At 50.8% G+C, this 17841-nt stretch carries 19 protein-coding genes and 1 other annotated feature; of the genes, 11 read left to right on the top strand and 8 right to left on the bottom strand.

Annotation, left to right across the window (positions count from 1 at the left end):
- Positions 1 to 94: 94 nt before the first annotated feature.
- Both M4I31_RS13295 and chbG read left to right on the top strand, forming a co-directional pair.
- Positions 95 to 1450, top strand: a complete 1356-nt coding sequence (locus M4I31_RS13295) for a 6-phospho-beta-glucosidase (RefSeq protein WP_085049499.1) — start codon at positions 95 to 97, stop codon at positions 1448 to 1450.
- Positions 1451 to 1462: 12 nt separating this feature from the next.
- Positions 1463 to 2221: a chitin disaccharide deacetylase gene (chbG, locus tag M4I31_RS13290; protein ID WP_038640162.1), complete on the top strand. Its 759-nt coding sequence runs from the start codon at positions 1463 to 1465 to the stop codon at positions 2219 to 2221.
- A 37-nt stretch (positions 2222 to 2258) separates the two neighbouring features.
- Here chbG and katE read toward each other — a convergent pair whose 3' ends face one another.
- The gene (katE, locus tag M4I31_RS13285) at positions 2259 to 4517 is read right to left on the bottom strand and encodes a catalase HPII (protein WP_085049498.1); all 2259 of its coding nucleotides are present in this window, start codon (positions 4515 to 4517) and stop codon (positions 2259 to 2261) included.
- A gap of 192 nt (positions 4518 to 4709) precedes the next feature.
- Here katE and cedA point away from each other — a divergent pair, with 192 nt between their 5' ends.
- On the top strand, positions 4710 to 4973 hold the full coding sequence (gene cedA / locus M4I31_RS13280; protein ID WP_071600734.1) for a cell division activator CedA: 264 nt from the start codon (positions 4710 to 4712) through the stop codon (positions 4971 to 4973).
- Between the two features lie 60 nt (positions 4974 to 5033).
- On the opposite strand, the gene tcyP is transcribed toward cedA, so the two are convergent.
- The 4 genes from tcyP to hxpB all read right to left on the bottom strand — a co-directional run bounded on the left by tcyP (position 5034) and on the right by hxpB (position 8813).
- Positions 5034 to 6425: a cystine/sulfocysteine:cation symporter gene (gene tcyP / locus M4I31_RS13275; protein WP_006684833.1), complete on the bottom strand. Its 1392-nt coding sequence runs from the start codon at positions 6423 to 6425 to the stop codon at positions 5034 to 5036.
- Positions 6426 to 6560: 135 nt separating this feature from the next.
- A complete protein-coding gene (locus tag M4I31_RS13270; RefSeq protein WP_087050648.1) occupies positions 6561 to 7160 on the bottom strand; it encodes a metal-dependent hydrolase in 600 nt (199 codons plus the stop codon).
- A gap of 83 nt (positions 7161 to 7243) precedes the next feature.
- On the bottom strand, positions 7244 to 8005 hold the full coding sequence (gene kduD, locus M4I31_RS13265; RefSeq protein WP_069324270.1) for a 2-dehydro-3-deoxy-D-gluconate 5-dehydrogenase KduD: 762 nt from the start codon (positions 8003 to 8005) through the stop codon (positions 7244 to 7246).
- 139 nt (positions 8006 to 8144) lie between these two features.
- Positions 8145 to 8813 (bottom strand): hexitol phosphatase HxpB, encoded by a 669-nt coding sequence (hxpB, locus tag M4I31_RS13260; RefSeq protein WP_069324269.1) that lies wholly within the window; start codon positions 8811 to 8813, stop codon positions 8145 to 8147.
- A 167-nt stretch (positions 8814 to 8980) separates the two neighbouring features.
- On the opposite strand from hxpB, the gene M4I31_RS13255 reads away from it, so the two are divergent.
- Entirely contained in the window at positions 8981 to 9517 is a 537-nt protein-coding gene (locus M4I31_RS13255) for a YniB family protein (RefSeq protein ID WP_069324268.1), read from the top strand.
- Positions 9518 to 9573: 56 nt separating this feature from the next.
- Here M4I31_RS13255 and M4I31_RS13250 read toward each other — a convergent pair whose 3' ends face one another.
- A complete protein-coding gene (locus M4I31_RS13250) occupies positions 9574 to 10434 on the bottom strand; it encodes a fructosamine kinase family protein (protein WP_069324267.1) in 861 nt (286 codons plus the stop codon).
- A gap of 269 nt (positions 10435 to 10703) precedes the next feature.
- Positions 10704 to 11633 carry a 6-phosphofructokinase II gene (gene pfkB, locus M4I31_RS13245; RefSeq protein WP_061381454.1) on the bottom strand — a complete coding sequence of 310 codons (930 nt, stop codon included), beginning with the start codon at positions 11631 to 11633 and terminating at the stop codon, positions 10704 to 10706.
- A gap of 287 nt (positions 11634 to 11920) precedes the next feature.
- Between pfkB and M4I31_RS13240 the strand changes: the two genes are divergently transcribed.
- Positions 11921 to 12679 carry a YdiY family protein gene (locus tag M4I31_RS13240; protein ID WP_038640176.1) on the top strand — a complete coding sequence of 253 codons (759 nt, stop codon included), beginning with the start codon at positions 11921 to 11923 and terminating at the stop codon, positions 12677 to 12679.
- Between the two features lie 165 nt (positions 12680 to 12844).
- Here the strand turns inward: M4I31_RS13240 and yniD are convergent, their stop codons facing one another.
- Positions 12845 to 12952, bottom strand: a complete 108-nt coding sequence (gene yniD / locus M4I31_RS13235; protein WP_087856702.1) for a small membrane protein YniD — start codon at positions 12950 to 12952, stop codon at positions 12845 to 12847.
- Positions 12953 to 13254: 302 nt separating this feature from the next.
- Here yniD and thrS point away from each other — a divergent pair, with 302 nt between their 5' ends.
- The 6 genes from thrS to pheS all read left to right on the top strand — a co-directional run bounded on the left by thrS (position 13255) and on the right by pheS (position 17827).
- Complete coding sequence (gene thrS / locus M4I31_RS13230) at positions 13255 to 15183, top strand: threonine--tRNA ligase (RefSeq protein WP_032939806.1); 1929 nt, start codon at positions 13255 to 13257, stop codon at positions 15181 to 15183.
- Between the two features lie 3 nt (positions 15184 to 15186).
- On the top strand, positions 15187 to 15729 hold the full coding sequence (gene infC, locus M4I31_RS13225; protein ID WP_048997935.1) for a translation initiation factor IF-3: 543 nt from the start codon (positions 15187 to 15189) through the stop codon (positions 15727 to 15729).
- A 96-nt stretch (positions 15730 to 15825) separates the two neighbouring features.
- Positions 15826 to 16023 (top strand): 50S ribosomal protein L35, encoded by a 198-nt coding sequence (gene rpmI, locus M4I31_RS13220; protein WP_003030583.1) that lies wholly within the window; start codon positions 15826 to 15828, stop codon positions 16021 to 16023.
- Between the two features lie 54 nt (positions 16024 to 16077).
- Positions 16078 to 16434, top strand: coding sequence for a 50S ribosomal protein L20 (gene rplT / locus M4I31_RS13215; RefSeq protein WP_085049461.1), 357 nt, complete (start codon positions 16078 to 16080; stop codon positions 16432 to 16434).
- Positions 16435 to 16553: 119 nt separating this feature from the next.
- Positions 16554 to 16678, top strand: a sequence feature (Phe leader region).
- Entirely contained in the window at positions 16559 to 16603 is a 45-nt protein-coding gene (pheM, locus tag M4I31_RS13210) for a pheST operon leader peptide PheM (protein ID WP_001386830.1), read from the top strand. It overlaps the preceding feature by 45 nt.
- Positions 16679 to 16843: 165 nt before the next feature.
- Positions 16844 to 17827, top strand: a complete 984-nt coding sequence (gene pheS, locus M4I31_RS13205) for a phenylalanine--tRNA ligase subunit alpha (protein ID WP_003832580.1) — start codon at positions 16844 to 16846, stop codon at positions 17825 to 17827.
- Positions 17828 to 17841: the final 14 nt, after the last annotated feature.

The raw sequence follows: 17841 nt of genomic DNA, 5'->3' as shown, positions 1-17841 counted from the left end.
GCTTGCCCTAAATAGCGTCGGGACAGCCACGCTATACCTGACAAACGGGTTGAGCATAATACATGTCAGTGTTTTGACACTGAAGGGAGAACGTATGAGCCAGAAATTAAAAGTCGTCACTATCGGTGGCGGGAGCAGCTACACCCCTGAGTTACTTGAAGGCTTTATTAAGCGCTATCACGAATTACCGGTTTCTGAATTGTGGCTGGTTGATGTAGAGGGTGGTAAAGAGAAGCTGGACATTATTTTTGACCTTTGCCAGCGGATGATCGACAAAGCTGGCGTTCCGATGAAGTTGTATAAAACGCTGGATCGCCGCGAAGCGTTGAAAGATGCTGATTTCGTTACCACCCAACTGCGTGTAGGACAACTTAAAGCCCGTGAGAAGGATGAGCGTATCCCGCTGAGCCACGGTTATCTGGGACAGGAAACGAACGGTGCGGGCGGTCTGTTCAAAGGTTTGCGTACCATTCCGGTTATTTTTGACATTGTAAAAGATGTGGAAGAACTGTGCCCGAATGCGTGGGTGATTAACTTTACTAACCCGGCCGGGATGGTGACTGAAGCGGTCTATCGCCATACGAATTTTAAGAAATTCATCGGCGTGTGTAATATTCCCGTCGGCATGAAAATGTTCATTAGCGATGTGCTGGCGCTGAAAGAGAGCGATGATTTATCTATCGATCTGTTCGGTCTGAACCATATGGTCTTTATCAAAGATGTGCTGGTGAACGGCGTGTCACGTTTTGATGAACTGCTGGACGGCGTCGCATCGGGCGAGTTGAAAGCGTCTACCGTGAAGAACATCTTTGACCTGCCGTTTAGTGAAGGACTGATTCGTTCGCTGAAACTACTGCCGTGCTCTTACTTGCTCTACTACTTCAAGCCAAAAGAGATGCTGGCGATTGAGATGGGCGAATACTATAAGGGCGGGGCACGCGCTCAGGTGGTACAGAAAGTTGAGAAACAACTTTTTGATCTCTATAAAAATCCTGAGCTGAACGTTAAGCCGAAGGAGCTGGAACAGCGCGGTGGCGCTTATTACTCCGACGCGGCCTGTGAAGTGATCAACGCTATCTACAACGATAAGCAGACCGAACATTATGTCAACATTCCGCACCATGGACATGTCGATAACATTCCTGCGGACTGGGCGGTAGAAATGACCTGCACGTTGGGATGCAACGGCGCCACGCCACACCCACGTATTACTCATTTTGATGAGAAAGTCCTCGGTCTTATCTATACCATTAAAGGCTTTGAAGTGGCGGCGAGTAATGCGGCATTGAGCGGAGAGCTAAATGATGTGCTGCTGGCGCTGAACCTTAGCCCGCTGGTGCATTCTGACCGCGACGCTGAAGTCCTGGCGCGTGAATTGATTCTGGCGCATGAACAATGGCTGCCAAATTTCGCCGGGTGCATCGAGAAACTGAAAAGCGAACAACACTAACTGAGGTCGGCTATGGAACGCGTACTGATTGTGAATGCGGATGATTTTGGCCTGAGTAAAGGCCAAAACTACGGCATTGTTGAAGCCTGCCGCAATGGCGTGGTCACCTCGACGACGGCGTTGGTAAATGGCGCGGCGATTGACCATGCGGTACAACTGAGTCGTGACATACCTGCACTTGCCGTCGGGATGCACTTTGTTCTGACGCTGGGCAGACCGTTGACACCAATGCCAGGCCTTACGCGTGACGGATTGCTGGGGAAATGGATCTGGCAAATGGCAGAAGAAGATGCTTTGCCGCTGGATGAAATTTCGCAAGAGCTGGCCGCGCAGTATCAGCGTTTTATAGACCTGTTTGGGCGGGAACCGACGCATCTGGATAGCCATCACCATGTGCATATGTTCCCGCAGATTTTCCCCATTGTCGCGAGCTTTGCAGCCGAACGAGGGATTGCATTGCGTATCGATCGTCAGGCGGTGTGCCAGTCGTCTGATTTACCCGACACGTTGCGTTCTTCCCAGGGATTCAGCAGCGAGTTTTATGGCGAAGCGATTTCTGAGGCGCTGTTTTTACAAACGCTGGATGCCTCAGCAGACCGGGGAGAGTCCTCACTGGAAGTCATGTGCCATCCAGCCTTTATCGATGACACTATTCGTCAAAGTGCCTACTGTTACCCCCGCTTAACTGAGCTTGACGTACTGACGTCTTCGTCACTGAAATATGCTATTGCGGAGCGCGGTTATCGTCTTGGCAGTTTTCTGAACGTGTAATTCCTGAGTTTGCGGCGCAATTATGCGCCGCATTTTTTTAGGCAGGGATCGCGTCGATTTTTCCGGCTCGCGACCAGACACGATGCGCAGTCATCAGTGTCAGTAAGGTATCCATAAACTGTGCGTCTGCACTGTCCGCTTCTACCACGCCTTCCTCACTCTGATTTGTGATATTCAATGCAGCTTTAAGCTGGCGAGCATCTCCAGCCAGGGCGATAGGTTTCAGGTGCTTATACGCTTCCAGTAAGTAATATTTCGCATCGCCATTCATGGCGATATCCGCGATATTCCCACCCGGAACGATAACCGCATCGACCGTCAGCGACGGCGAGCCGGCAAAGGTACCCGCGATCGTCAGGACGGAGCCATCGTCGGCAACCACATTACCCATTCTGGAATAGAGCAACCTGGCATGAACGCCTTTCGACTGCAGGGCCTGCATAATGGTGAGCAGATCGTCTGCCTTTACCTGATCATTGAGCAGAATGGCGACCACGCGGCCTTTGATATCACCTTTTGATCCCGCATATAAACTAAGCGAAGGCGCATTGGTTAACCCGTTGACGTCCGGTGGAGGGGAGATCTGGGTTTGCTCTTCGGTCAGTTCAAAACCGAGGTTGCTGGCCACGGACTGCGCCAGAGTGGTATCAATATGCGCCAGATGATCGACCACTCTTTCGCGAATATAAGGCCGGGTCACTTTGCTGAGTTCGAAACTGAATCCGCCAATAATATGCTGTTGCTCTATTGGCGTCTGGCTTAGCCAGAACAGGCGAGGGTGGGCATAGTATTCGCCGAAAGAGGGGCTACGCTCACGAATTTTATTCCCGTCAATGCGCTCCTGATACGACTCAAATCCACCACGTTTTGGCCCCGGCGGCGTTTCTCGTGGCCAGTTGTCATTGATGGAGTTAGGTTCATAGTTGGCGGGATTGGTATCAATATCCATGCGATGCATACCGTCGCGTTGGAAGTTATGGTACGGGCAGGTAGGGCGATTGATCGGGATTTCATGGAAGTTGGGCCCACCCAGGCGACTAATCTGTGTGTCCGTATAGGAGAACAGTCTGCCCTGTAACAGAGGGTCATTGGTAAAATCGATGCCCGGAACGATGTGACCGGGATGAAATGCCGCCTGTTCGTTTTCCGCGAAGAAATTGTCCGGGTTGCGGTTTAGTACCATTTTACCGACGCGCTGAACCGGAACCAGCTCTTCCGGGATGAGTTTTGTCGGGTCGAGCAGGTCAAAATCGAATTTAAACTCATCTTCCTCCGGAATTAACTGCAGGCCAAGTTCGTATTCCGGGTAATCGCCGGCTTCAATTGCCTCCCACAGATCGCGGCGATGGAAATCAGGATCGCGACCCGTTAGTTTCTGTGCTTCATCCCATACCAAAGAAGCTTTGCCAGCCAGCGGTTTCCAGTGGAAGCGGACGAAAGTGGCTTTCCCCTGCGCATTAATCAGCCGAAAAGTATGGATGCCAAAACCTTCCATCGTGCGATAACTGCGCGGGATCCCCCGGTCAGACATCGCCCACATCACGTTGTGCAGGGTTTCAGGCTGCAATGAGACATAATCCCAGAAGGTATCATGCGCGCTTTGGCCCTGTGGGATGGCCCAATGTGGCTCCGGTTTTACGGCGTGGACGAAATCCGGGAATTTATGTGCATCCTGAATAAAAAAGATCGGCGTATTATTCCCTACCAGATCAAAGATGCCCTCTTCAGTATAAAATTTTGTAGCAAATCCCCGAATATCCCTGACCGTATCCGCTGAGCCTGCGCCGCCCTGGACTGTTGAGAAACGGACAAAAACGGGTGTTATCTTGTTTTCTTCGGACAAGAAATCGGCTTTTGTCGTTGCGCTTAAATCGGTATAGGACTGAAAGTAACCGTGCGCGGCTGACCCTCGGGCGTGAACGATACGTTCTGGTATACGTTCGTGATCAAAATGGGTGATTTTTTCTCGCAGGATAAAATCTTCCAGTAATGTTGGCCCGCGATTTCCGGCGCGCAGCGAGTTTTGATCGTCTGCAATGCGTACGCCCTGATTGGTGGTCAGGGCAAATTCTTCGCTTCCTTTGCGAAAACTGTCCAGCGCGTTGAGTTTGTCACTTCTGATGTCAGGCGCTTTTAAGCTGCCGGACGTGGTGGGTTGCATGCCCGGAGGCGTGGGTTCAGGCGTTGGACGATGTGAACCGTCTGCTGGCGCCAGAGAATCAAGACCGGGTTTGGACTCGCTGGCATCATGAACCGGCGCAGTGTGATGGAGCGGATGCTTATCTTTCTGTGACATTAAACTCGTCTCCTGTATTCATCGCTGAAAGGGTCGTTGTTGCTGTCAAAAGCTTTAACTATAGACCACTCACTCAGCCCTGCAGGAATATACCGGGGAAGTAAAGCGCGATGAGACAGGCAAACCGCGCACGCAAGGCAGGACGCGGGAGGGGAAAATCGGCTAAGATAGCGGTTTTCTGATTTTTAGAATTTGTCTTTAGTGAAACAACTGATTATGAAACCTCTTCGCCAACAAAATCGTCCGGTTATTAGCTACGTGCCCCGTGTGGAGCCTGCTCCGCCAGAGCATGCGGTTAAAATGGATGCGTTTCGTGACGTATGGATACTGCGCGGTAAATATGTCGCTTTTGTCTTAATGGGGGAGTCGTTTCAGCGTTCGCCTGCATTTACGGTTCCGGAATCAGCGCAACGCTGGGCTAATCAGATTCGCCAGGAAAATGAACTGAGCGATTAACTGGATATAAAAAACCGCCGGAGCATGACACGCCGGCGGTTTTTTTATCAGCAAACAGGCTTAACGATGCGCCAGTTCGGCGTTATCGTCGCTGTCCAGAATCGTTTTGTCGGTCTGCTTCAGCCACTGGCTGGTCAGCGTACCGGCAGTCATGGAGCCGCTAACGTTCAGCGCCGTACGACCCATATCAATCAGCGGTTCAACGGAGATCAGCAGCGCGACCAGCGTTACCGGCAGACCCATGGCAGGCAGAACGATCAGCGCGGCAAAGGTCGCGCCGCCGCCCACACCCGCAACGCCTGCGGAACTCACGGTCACGATACCTACCAGCGTGGCAATCCACATGGGATCCAGCGGGTTAATACCGACAGTTGGGGCGACCATCACCGCCAGCATAGCCGGGTACAGGCCGGCACAGCCGTTCTGACCAATCGTGGCGCCAAAAGAGGCGGCAAAACTGGCAATGGATTCAGGTACACCCAGACGACGGGTTTGTGCTTCAACGTTCAGCGGGATGGACGCGGCGCTGGAACGGCTGGTGAAAGCGAAAGTCAGGACAGGCCAGACTTTGCGGAAGTATTTCAGCGGGCTAACGCCGTTAACTCCCAGCAGGATCCCGTGTACCACAAACATAATGCCCAGACCGAGATACGAAGCGACGACGAAGCTGCCAAGCTTGATGATGTCCTGCAGGTTGGAGCCTGCAACCACTTTAGTCATCAGCGCCAGAACACCGTACGGCGTTAACTGCATAACCAGACGAACCAGCTTCATCACCCAGCTTTGCAGGGTATCGATAGCGACCAGAACACGCTCGCCTTTTGGGGCGTCATCTTTCAGCAGTTTCAGTGCGGCTACACCGAGGAATGCTGCGAAGATAACCACGCTGATAATTGACGTCGGGTTCGCTCCGGTCAGATCGGCAAACGGGTTTTTCGGGATGAACGACAGCACCAGTTGCGGAACGCTGAGGTCGGCTACTTTGCCAACATAATTGGTTTCAATGGCATTCAGGCGCGCGGTTTCAGCCCCGCCTTGTACCAGACCTTCGGCGGTCAGGCCGAACAGGTTGGTCACCAGAACACCTACCAGCGCGGCAATCAGCGTGGTAAACAGCAGCGTGCCGATGGTCAGGAAGCTAATTTTACCTAACTGAGAGGCGTTGTGCAGACGCGCAACGGCACTGAGAATAGAGGCAAAGACCAGCGGCATAACAATCATTTGCAGCAACTGGACGTAACCGTTGCCGACAATGTTGAACCACTGTACGGAATCTTTAAGAACCTGGCTGTCGGAGCCATAAATGGTGTGCAGCGCGAGGCCGAACACCACACCCATGACCAGACCGACCAGTACTTTTTTTGCCAGACTCCACTGTTTGTGACGGGCTTGCGCCAGCACGAACAGCAGCACTACGAACACGATAATGTTCGCGATTAATGGAAAGTTCATCCCCGTTCTCCTGATCTTATTATGCGGATCACCGTACGATGGTGATTCAGTTGGCGCAAGATTAGCAGAACTGTGACATGCCTCTTATATTCAAATGGAATTGTTTATGCCAAAAATGACATTTCGGCTGATTTATTAGTCAACCTGGTGCGTTATGAAACGATTAAACTGCATTTGTAGCGTATTTATCATTTGCGATGACCAGCGTACTGCACTGTTTTCTTGTACGGTCTGCGGCATCCAGATGGCCCAGGCAAACAGCGCCATACACAGGAATCGCTCCAGTTGATTCCCTTTTTGCGGCACAAGGATCGGCAGGCGAAAGCGCCAGCGACAGGGCCAAAGCAGGGGGACGCCTGCCGGGGTCAGCATGTCGGCCAGAATGTGGCTGAGATAACCGAGAACCATGCCCTGTAAGGCATCAGCTGGAATTATCCAGGTATCAGGGACTTTCAGGTAAAACGTGGCCAGCAGGGCAAAGACTGCCAGCAGGCTATGCGTAAACCCGCGATGGCCAAATGCGCGGGCAATGGGTTTCGATATCCACTTCAGACGCTGTCCGAGCAGAGATTTTGGATGATCGATATCCGGTAGCAGACATGTCAAAATGGCTGAAGGAACAATATGCCACCAGTCACCCTGCGCAAGAACGGGCGTTAGCTCGGCATTTTTGGCAAATACCGCACAGGCAATAGAAAAAAGAAGGTGGCCTTCCGCCGTCATGATAAAACCCAATAAACTGTCGATTCATACAGTATAGGGGTTTTATACAGTAGGCGGAAGAGGTGACGTTGTAACCCTTTGTCACAAGTGCGACATTACCGCGCCAGCCAACCACCATCCACGGCCAGCGTATAACCATGAATATAGTCAGAGGCTGAACTTGCGAGGAAAACGACCGGGCCTTTCAGATCGTCTGGCTTTCCCCAGCGTCCGGCTGGAATACGATCGATAATCTCCTGATTGCGCTCGCTGTCTTCACGTAGTTGCTGCGTGTTATTGGTCGCCATATAGCCGGGCGCAATAGCGTTGACATTAATACCTTGTGCAGCCCATTCATTAGCCAGCAGGCGGGTGATACCCAGTACACCGCTTTTCGATGCGGTATAGGAAGGAACGCGGATCCCGCCCTGAAATGAGAGCATTGAGGCAATATTAATTATTTTCCCACCGTTACCCTGCGCCACAAACTGGCGCGCCACGGCCTGCGACAGAAAGAACACGGATTTGAGATTCAGGTTCATCACGTCATCCCAGTCTTTTTCGCTGAAGTCCAGCGCATCCTGGCGACGTATGGTGCCCGCATTATTGACCAGAATATCGATCCGACCAAATGCCTCCACCGTTTGTGTCACAATGCTGGCGAGTACGTCCTGTTGGCTGAGATCGGCCTGAATCGCCATAAAGCGTCGACCGAGCGCGTTAATTTTCTCTGCGGTATCATGCGGGGTTTTACGATTCACTCCGACTACATCACAGCCAGCTTCAGCCAGCGCCAGTGCCATACCTTGTCCAAGGCCGGTATCACATCCGGTGACGATGGCAACTTTACCTGCGAGACGAAAAGCATCCTGAATCATATTCACCTCAATTATTCATTCCATTCACACTTTACCATGCGGAAGAATAGGAGAGGCTGAGCAGAAATACAATAAAAATGAAACGCTATTTTAAAAAAAACAATCTCACGGGCAATGATTCGCATTGCCCGTGAGAGGATTAGCCGCGCAGATGAACGGCTGTAAGTTCGGTGAGCGAGGACAGTTTTACGTCGGCCAGTACATAGCGAGGATCGTCCTGATTTTCATGTGCAGGCACCACGATAGAGCGCATGCGAGCCGCTTTCGAGGCGATCATGCCGTTGACTGAATCTTCCAGGGCAACGCAACTCAAAGGATCAATGCCCAGTTTCGCTGCGCAATCGAGATACACCTGCGGGTGCGGTTTGCTGTAGGGAAGTTTCTCTGCGGAGGCCAGTGCATCGAAGCTGTCGCGTAAACCAAACATGGTCAGCACTTTTTCCAGCATATGCAACGGTGATGCGGATGCCAGCCCGACCAAAAGTCCCTGCGATTTGCACAACGCCACGGCTTCACGTACGCCAGGCAGCAGCGGTCTTGTTTCTTCAACTAACGCAATAGCCCGCGTGATGATACGTTCAGTCACTTCCTGACGTGTGGGGCCATTCCACGGTTGCTGCGCAAACCACAAATCAACCACCATGTCGATGCGTAAGCCAAGGGTATCGGGAAGCTCATGGCGGCGAGTGATATCAACGCCTAAACTTGCCATCACATCCAGTTCGGCCTGATCCCAGAGCGGTTCTGAATCGACCAGTAATCCATCCATATCGAAAATTGCAGCAAGAATTTGACGCGGGGTTGACATCACAACCTCTCCTTTAGGGTGATAAAAGGGATTTCGAGCCAGTCATAACAGGCTCTGAGCGTTCATTATGGCTAATTCTCTATTATACCGCCTTTAAAGATCAGGCGAAAACGGTTATCAACGGGTAAACTTAGGCCAAAATGACACGTCTTTATCAAGGGGAACTCATGACGTATCAACAAGCTGGACGCATTGCCGTCTTGAAAAGGCTGGTGGGATGGGTGATTTTCATTCCCGCGCTGATTTCAACACTGGTTTCTGTACTGAAGTTTATGTATGCGCACAGCGAAAAGCAGGAGGGGATTAATGCGGTGATGCTCGATTTTGCCCATGTAATGATCGACATGATGCGGGTGAACACCCCCTTTCTTAACGTATTTTGGTATAACTCGCCGACACCCGATTTTCAAAGTGGACTCAATCTCGTTTTTTGGCTGATTTTCATCCTGATTTTTGTCGGCTTAGCGTTGCAGGATTCAGGTGCAAGAATGAGCCGTCAGGCGCGTTTTTTACGCGAAGGTGTTGAGGATCAATTGATTCTGGAACAGGCCAAAGGCAGTGAAGGGTTATCACGCGCACAAATTGAATCACGTATCGTGGTACCGCACCATACGATCTTTTTACAAATTTTTCCGCTGTATATATTGCCGGTGATCGTTATCGTCATCGGCTACTTCTTCTTCTCATTACTGGGCTTTTTGTAAGCGTTGAAACATCAGGCCTGCCGCATTGTGTAACGTCAGGCCTGATAAGCGCGTTGTTAAGCCGCCAGTAACCTATCCATCGCTTTCTGCGCCACAACCAGATGCTGCCCTCCGAACAGAATAGCCCGATTCAGCAGCGTATAGAGCTGGTAGACAGGCTGTCTGTCAAGAAAATCCAGGGGGAGCGGCGAGACGGACTGATAACCATCATAAATTTGCGGCGGCTGCTCGGTATGTAACGGCAGCATTGCCAGATCGCACTCTCTGTCTCCCCAGTAGCAGGCAGGGTCGAAGATGTAAGGACCGTTCGGGCCGAGCGCGCAGTTTCCCGACCACAAATCCCCATGCAGGAGAGACGGCTGCGGCTGATGGGACGAGAGGCGTTGCTGAACATGCTCGACAATGGCGTCAATATTGCCAAACGCAATACCTTTTTCAGCGGCGAGTTCCAGTTGCCAGCCAATGCGCTGCTCGGCAAAAAAAGTTGACCAGCGACGTTGCCAGGCATTGGGTTGCGGCGTGGTCGAGAGCGCATTATCGAAGTCGAGTCCGAACTGCGGCTGATCGCTCCATTCATGCAAATGCGCAAGCTGTTGGCCGAGGATAAATGCATTGTGCGCGTCAAGCGGACGGGGAGGGAGGAAGTCCATCACCAGGAAACTGTAATCTCTGTCTGCGCCTACCGCCCAAACTTTCGGTACAGATACGGTTTGACTGCGGGAAAGTAGCTCCAGCTGATCGGCTTCCGCCGTAAAGCCGGTCAACAGCTCTCTTTCATCGCATTTGACGAAAAAATCGCGCCCCGCATAGCGTAAATGCCATGCGGCGTGGATCTCTCCGCCGGGCAGTTCATTACGCAGTTCGATTTCGCCTTCACCTAATTGCTCGCTTAAAAGACGACTGATAGCCTGCCACATGATGTCTCTCCCCATGTTGTCTGCCAGATCATAAGGTTAGCGCAAGAATGCGGTTAAAAAACACGAACTGACGCACACCACGGACGCGTCATCGCTGGAAAGGCACTTAATGTTTGTCGTTCTTCTTCATCTCGCACAGTTGTGGAGACGTCTGTTTGCACATGATTCACTTCTTTGTAATCACGTGATTTTTTATCATAGACGTATAACAACCATGCAGACAGTTTTACCGGAAAATCCCTCTTCCTGGTAAGAAGGGGACGGTGGCATTACTGCGCAAGGTATGCATATATTTTTTGCGTATCGTCCAAAGCGCACAGACGCGTCCCCTGATTCAGGGTTGCTGCGCTACCGGCGGCAACCCCGAAACGAACAATATCGTCAAAAGGTGCGTTCTCAGCCAGTTTAAGCGTCATGGCGCCGACCATGCTGTCGCCTGCGCCTACGGTACTTTGACTTTTCACCGGTGGTGGAACCACCTGGACGCAGGTGTCGCGATCAACGCCCAGCGCCCCTTGTGGCCCAAGAGAGACCACGACGCGATGTGCTTTACCCGATTGCACAATCTCCTGTGCGGCTTTACGCACGTCATCAGGTTGGGTGAGTTCGCGGTTCACCAGCGCGCTCAGTTCTTTAAGGTTGGGTTTGACCAGTTCGATATTGCCGATGGCTAACGCCGCCGTTAGCGCCTCGCCTGAGCTATCGACGATGCAGCGAATACCCTGTTTTTGTGCTGAGGTAACGAGTCGGGTCAGCTTCTCAAGTTGTACGCCAGGCGGCAAACTGCCGCTAATCACCAGCAGCGCGCCGGACTCAATTTCCAGCACCTGATCCTGAAGTTGATAGAACTCATCATCGGTCAGCGCAGCCCCGGGCATAACGAAGCGATACTGCTCACCGCTGGACTCAACGTGGACGTGCAGATTTTGGCGGGTCCAGTCTTTGGCTTCGACTGTAGAGACGGGAACGTTTTCGTCGGCGAGCAATGCAACAAGATGCTCACCCGTGGCCCCGCCCGCGGGGAAGATAGCCGTCGCAGTACCGCCAAGATGCGCTATTGCACGAGCGACGTTGATGCCGCCGCCACCGGGTTCAAAAACCGGCGAGGTACAGCGAAGTTTACCCTCAGGGTAGATTTGCGGAGTAATTGTTGCGCTATCGAGAGAGGGCGCAAGTGTTAACGTATAGATACGTACCATCTTTACCTCCTGTTAGGCTGCCTTCAGTCTGGCACTTAACATCCCGAAAGTGAAGTAATTAACAACATGATTTTTCATATCTTTATTTAAAATTATCGGGTCAAAGTTATATAAATAAAATATCGATTTAAGAACGCTCTTATTCAAAAAATGAAATAAGAATTTATTGCTATGTTATTCGAGTCTTTTTATAATTTGTTACCTTTCAAGGGTCTTTTGTCATTGATCCATATGAAAGTTTCCGAGACCGTTATGGTCTCTTTTTTTGTTGTACGGACTCTTAATAAATGAAGCTTTTGAAGACAGTGCCCACAGCATTCATGCTGATGGGAGGCCTGCTTGCGTCAATGCATGCTGCCGCCGATGATTCCGTTTTTACTGTCATGGATGATCCTTCCAGCGCGAAAAAACCCTTTGAAGGTAACCTGAACGCGGGATATCTCGCCCAGTCAGGCAACACAAAAAGTTCTTCTTTAACTGCAGACACCAACATGACCTGGTATGGTCAAACTACGGCGTGGTCTCTGTGGGGAAATGCCAGCAACACCTCCTCAAATGATGAGCGTTCATCAGAGAAATATGCCGTAGGGGGCCGTAGTCGTTACAACATGACCGACTATGACTATCTCTTTGGGCAGGCAAGCTGGTTGACCGACCGCTACAACGGTTATCGCGAGCGTGACGTACTGACCGCAGGTTACGGCCGTCAGTTCCTTAATGGGCCGGTGCACAGCTTCCGTTTTGAATTCGGTCCTGGTGTTCGTTATGACGAGCACACTGATGGCACCACCGAAACGCAGCCGTTGGGCTATGCGTCCGGGGCGTATGCGTGGCAGATGACGGATAACACCAAATTTACTCAGGGTGTATCGGTATTCGGTGCTGACGATACGACACTCAACTCTGAAACGGCTTTGAACGTTGCCATCAATGAACACTTCGGGTTAAAGGTGGCTTACAACGTGACCTGGAACTCTGAACCGCCGGCAACGGCGCCGGAGCATACCGATCGTCGAACGACTGTTTCGCTCGGTTATCGTATGTAATGACAAGCCGGGTCAAATAATTGGCCCGGTTTTCCCAGTTAAAGTTAAGTTTATTTAATATTTACTCTACGTTTTATTTTTACCACGTACCAATAACGCGCTATTTTTCAGGTAAATTCTATTTAATAGATAAATAAACGGAACTGTACTGCCGGTGCCAATAATTTAACCCCAGATCATTGCGGCCCAACGCAGCATCAGCATGGCCGCACAAATAACAAGCAGAATCACAACTATTTTCCAGTGTTTCTTCGCAAAGCGATTTGTTGGCATAGTTCTTTCCCGCTCATATTCGATGACTTTCGGCAAGTGTAACAAAGACGTCAGGGTGTCAGTGAATTGATTTACATCATACAGTGCGCGTTGATTGCTGCTTTGATCGGCTCGTAACACCGTGTACACTGTCAACGGTGTTATCAAAAAAAGGGCGTAGGTCCAGCGTCGCCACCAAGGCAACCCGTGACATATTTCGCAGAGTGAAGCGGGAATCAGCCCACACCTTTTTGATAATTTTAAATATTGAATCTTTGTATGTGCTCTTACGTGTGGGGCACCACTGCAAATAAGGATATAACATGCCTGTTATTACTCTTCCTGATGGCAGCCAACGCCATTACGACCACGCTGTAAGCCCCATGGATGTTGCGCTGGACATCGGTCCAGGTCTGGCGAAAGCCACGATTGCTGGCCGTGTTAACGGTGAGCTGGTAGATGCTTCCGATCTGATTGAACATGATGCGAAGCTCTCCATCATCACCGCGAAGGATGAAGAAGGTCTGGAGATCATTCGTCACTCCTGTGCGCACCTGTTAGGGCACGCGATCAAACAACTCTGGCCGCACACCAAAATGGCGATCGGACCGGTTGTTGACAACGGTTTTTACTACGATATCGATCTTGACCGTACGTTAACCCAGGAAGACGTCGACGCGCTCGAGAAGCGGATGCACGAGCTCGCTGAGAAAAACTACGATGTCATTAAGAAGAAAGTCAGCTGGTACGAAGCGCGTGAAACCTTCGTGAAGCGTGGCGAGACCTATAAAGTCTCTATTCTTGATGAAAACATTGCCCATGATGACAAGCCTGGCTTGTACCATCATGAAGAATATGTCGATATGTGCCGTGGCCCGCACGTGCCGAACATGCGTTTCTGCCATCACTTCAAACTGATGAAGACCGCAGGGGCATACTGGCGTGGCGACAGCAATAATAAGATGCTGCAGCGTATTTATGGTACTGCATGGGCAGATAAAAAAGCCCTCAACGCCTACCTGCAACGTCTGGAAGAAGCCGCCAAACGCGATCACCGTAAAATCGGTAAACAGCTTGACCTGTATCATATGCAGGAAGAAGCGCCGGGTATGGTGTTCTGGCACAATGATGGCTGGACTATCTTCCGTGAACTGGAAGTCTTCGTTCGTTCGAAACTGAAAGAATATCAGTATCAGGAAGTTAAAGGTCCGTTCATGATGGACCGCGTGCTGTGGGAAAAAACAGGTCACTGGGATAACTACAAAGATGCGATGTTCACGACGTCTTCAGAGAACCGTGAATACTGCATTAAGCCCATGAACTGCCCGGGCCACGTACAGATCTTTAATCAGGGTCTGAAATCTTATCGCGATCTGCCGCTGCGTATGGCTGAGTTTGGTAGCTGCCACCGTAACGAGCCGTCAGGCGCGCTGCACGGTCTGATGCGTGTTCGTGGCTTCACTCAGGATGATGCGCATATCTTCTGTACTGAAGAACAGATCCGTGATGAAGTTAACGCTTGTATTCGTATGGTCTACGATATGTACAGCACCTTTGGCTTCGAGAAGATCGTCGTCAAACTGTCCACTCGCCCCGAAAAACGTATCGGTAGCGATGAAATGTGGGACCGTGCTGAAGCTGACCTGGCCGTTGCGTTGGAAGAAAACAACATCCCGTTTGAGTTCCAACTGGGTGAGGGCGCATTCTACGGTCCGAAAATTGAATTTACCCTGTATGACTGCCTCGATCGTGCATGGCAGTGCGGTACTGTACAGCTGGACTTCTCCCTGCCGTCCCGTTTAAGCGCCTCTTATGTTGGCGAAAACAACGAGCGTCAGGTGCCGGTTATGATTCACCGCGCAATTCTTGGGTCAATGGAACGTTTCATCGGTATTCTGACCGAAGAGTTTGCTGGCTTCTTCCCGACCTGGCTTGCGCCGGTTCAGGTTGTGGTCATGAACATTACCGATTCTCAGTCTGAATACGTTAACGAATTAACGCAGAAACTACAAAATGCGGGCATTCGTGTAAAAGCAGACTTGAGAAATGAGAAGATTGGCTTTAAAATCCGCGAGCACACTTTACGTCGTGTCCCTTACATGTTGGTCTGTGGCGACAAAGAGGTTGAAGCAGGCAAAGTTGCCGTGCGCACCCGTCGTGGCAAAGACTTGGGCAGCCTGGACGTAAATGAAGTGATTGAGAAGCTGCAACAAGAGATTCGCAGCCGCAGTCTTCAACAACTGGAGGAATAAGGTATTAAAGGCGGAAAACGAGTTCAAACGGCACGTCCGAATCGTATTAATGGCGAGATTCGCGCCCTGGAAGTTCGCTTAACAGGTCTGGAAGGCGAAGCTTTGGGTATTGTGAGTCTGAGAGAAGCAATCGAAAAAGCTGAAGAAGCTGGAGTAGATTTAGTTGAAATCAGCCCTAACGCCGAACCGCCAGTTTGTCGTATTATGGACTACGGCAAGTTCCTTTATGAAAAGAGTAAGTCTTCTAAGGAACAGAAGAAAAAGCAAAAAGTTATCCAGGTTAAGGAAATTAAATTCCGTCCTGGCACCGACGATGGCGATTACCAGGTAAAACTCCGCAGCCTGGTACGCTTTCTGGAAGATGGCGATAAGGCTAAGATCACGCTGCGTTTTCGCGGCCGTGAGATGGCCCACCAACAGATCGGTATGGAAGTGCTCAACCGCGTCCGTGACGATCTGAGTGAACTGGCAGTAGTCGAATCCTTCCCTACGAAGATCGAAGGCCGTCAGATGATCATGGTGCTCGCTCCTAAGAAGAAACAGTAAGGCCTTCAAGTAGCAATGTCTGTGGAGCCTGCGGGTTCCACAGCCGTTGTTCGCCTACGTTTCGTTTATTAACAATGCGAAGTGGAAGTTATTAAAATGCCAAAAATTAAGACCGTACGCGGTGCTGCTAAGCGCTTCAAAAAAACCGGTGGTGGTGGATTTAAGCGTAAGCACGCAAACCTGCGTCATATTCTGACCAAAAAATCTACTAAGCGTAAACGTCACCTGCGTCCAAAAGGCCTGGTTTCTAAAGGCGATCTGGGTCTGGTTATCGCGTGCCTGCCGTACGCATAAGCCGTTAACGTTTAATTAATTTTTTACTAAGAATATAGATACAGGAGAGCACATATGGCTCGCGTAAAACGTGGTGTAGTTGCCCGTGCACGTCACAAGAAAATTTTGAAACAAGCTAAAGGCTACTACGGTGCGCGTTCTCGCGTATACCGCGTTGCCTTCCAGGCTGTTATCAAAGCTGGTCAGTACGCTTATCGTGACCGTCGTCAGAAAAAGCGTCAGTTCCGTCAACTGTGGATTGCGCGTATCAACGCAGCAGCACGTCAGAACGGTATTTCTTACAGCAAATTCATCAACGGCCTGAAAAAAGCCGCTGTTGAAATCGACCGTAAGATCCTGGCTGACATCGCAGTATTCGACAAAGTAGCGTTCACCGCTCTGGTCGAAAAAGCGAAAGCAGCTCTGGCATAAGCCGGTGAAAAGAGGGAGCCTGGCTCCCTCTCTTTTATTGTAGCGCAATCAATTAGTTGACATTTTACCCGTAAGCCTTTTCAATAAAGGTTGTCCGGTTTTTACCACATAAGGTAATGCAAGCATGAATGCTGCTATTTTCCGCTTCTTCTTTTACTTTAGCACCTGAATCCAGGAGGCTTGCGCGTGAAAGAAGAAACGGAAAACAGCGCCTAAAAGCCTCCCTGGTGGAGGCTTTTTTTATACGCGTCATCCTTCAAGTTGTCTCTGTGTTGGCTGCATTCGCTCACCCCAGTCACGTACTGATGTACGCTCCTGAGGATTTGCTCTTTTGCCGCCTTGATACAACTTGAATGATTTTGCGTATAGACGGGCGACTAGTGAATATCGCCACATAACGAGGAAAACCATGTCACATCTCGCAGAGCTGGTTGCCAGTGCAACGGCCGCCATTAACCAGGCTTCAGATGTTGCCGCGTTAGACAATGTCCGCGTCGAATATTTGGGCAAGAAAGGGCACTTGACCCTTCAAATGACAACCCTGCGCGAGCTGCCGCCAGAAGAGCGTCCGGCAGCAGGTGCGGTGATAAACGAAGCCAAAGAGCAGGTACAGCAAGCGCTGAACGCACGTAAAGCCGAATTAGAAAGTGCTGCGCTGAATGCCCGTCTGGCTGAAGAAACGATCGATATCTCTCTGCCGGGACGTCGTATCGAAAATGGCGGTCTGCATCCGGTAACACGTACTATCGATCGTATTGAAAGCTTCTTCGGTGAGTTGGGCTTTACCGTGGCGACCGGTCCGGAAATCGAAGATGACTATCATAACTTCGACGCACTGAATATTCCTGGCCATCACCCGGCGCGTGCTGATCACGACACTTTCTGGTTTGACGCGACCCGTCTGCTGCGTACGCAGACTTCCGGCGTGCAGATCCGCACCATGAAAGAAAAACAGCCGCCGATCCGTATCATCGCCCCTGGGCGCGTATACCGTAACGATTACGATCAGACGCACACCCCAATGTTCCATCAGATGGAAGGGCTGATTGTTGATACCAACATCAACTTCACCAACCTGAAAGGTACGCTGCACGATTTCCTGCGCAACTTCTTTGAAGAAGACCTGCAGGTTCGCTTCCGTCCTTCTTACTTCCCGTTCACCGAACCTTCTGCGGAAGTTGATGTGATGGGCAAAAATGGCAAATGGCTGGAAGTGCTGGGCTGCGGGATGGTTCACCCGAACGTGCTGCGCAACGTGGGTATCGATCCGGAAATCTACTCCGGCTTTGCATTCGGTATGGGTATGGAGCGTCTGACCATGCTGCGTTATGGCGTGACCGATCTGCGTTCTTTCTTCGAAAACGATCTGCGTTTCCTCAAACAGTTTAAATAAAGGCAGGATAAAAC

Source organism: Citrobacter sp. XT1-2-2 (assembly GCF_023516235.1).
GTDB lineage: Bacteria > Pseudomonadota > Gammaproteobacteria > Enterobacterales > Enterobacteriaceae > Citrobacter > Citrobacter werkmanii.
Note: the sequence above shows the minus strand (reverse complement) of the source record. Positions and strands in the feature narration are given on the sequence as shown.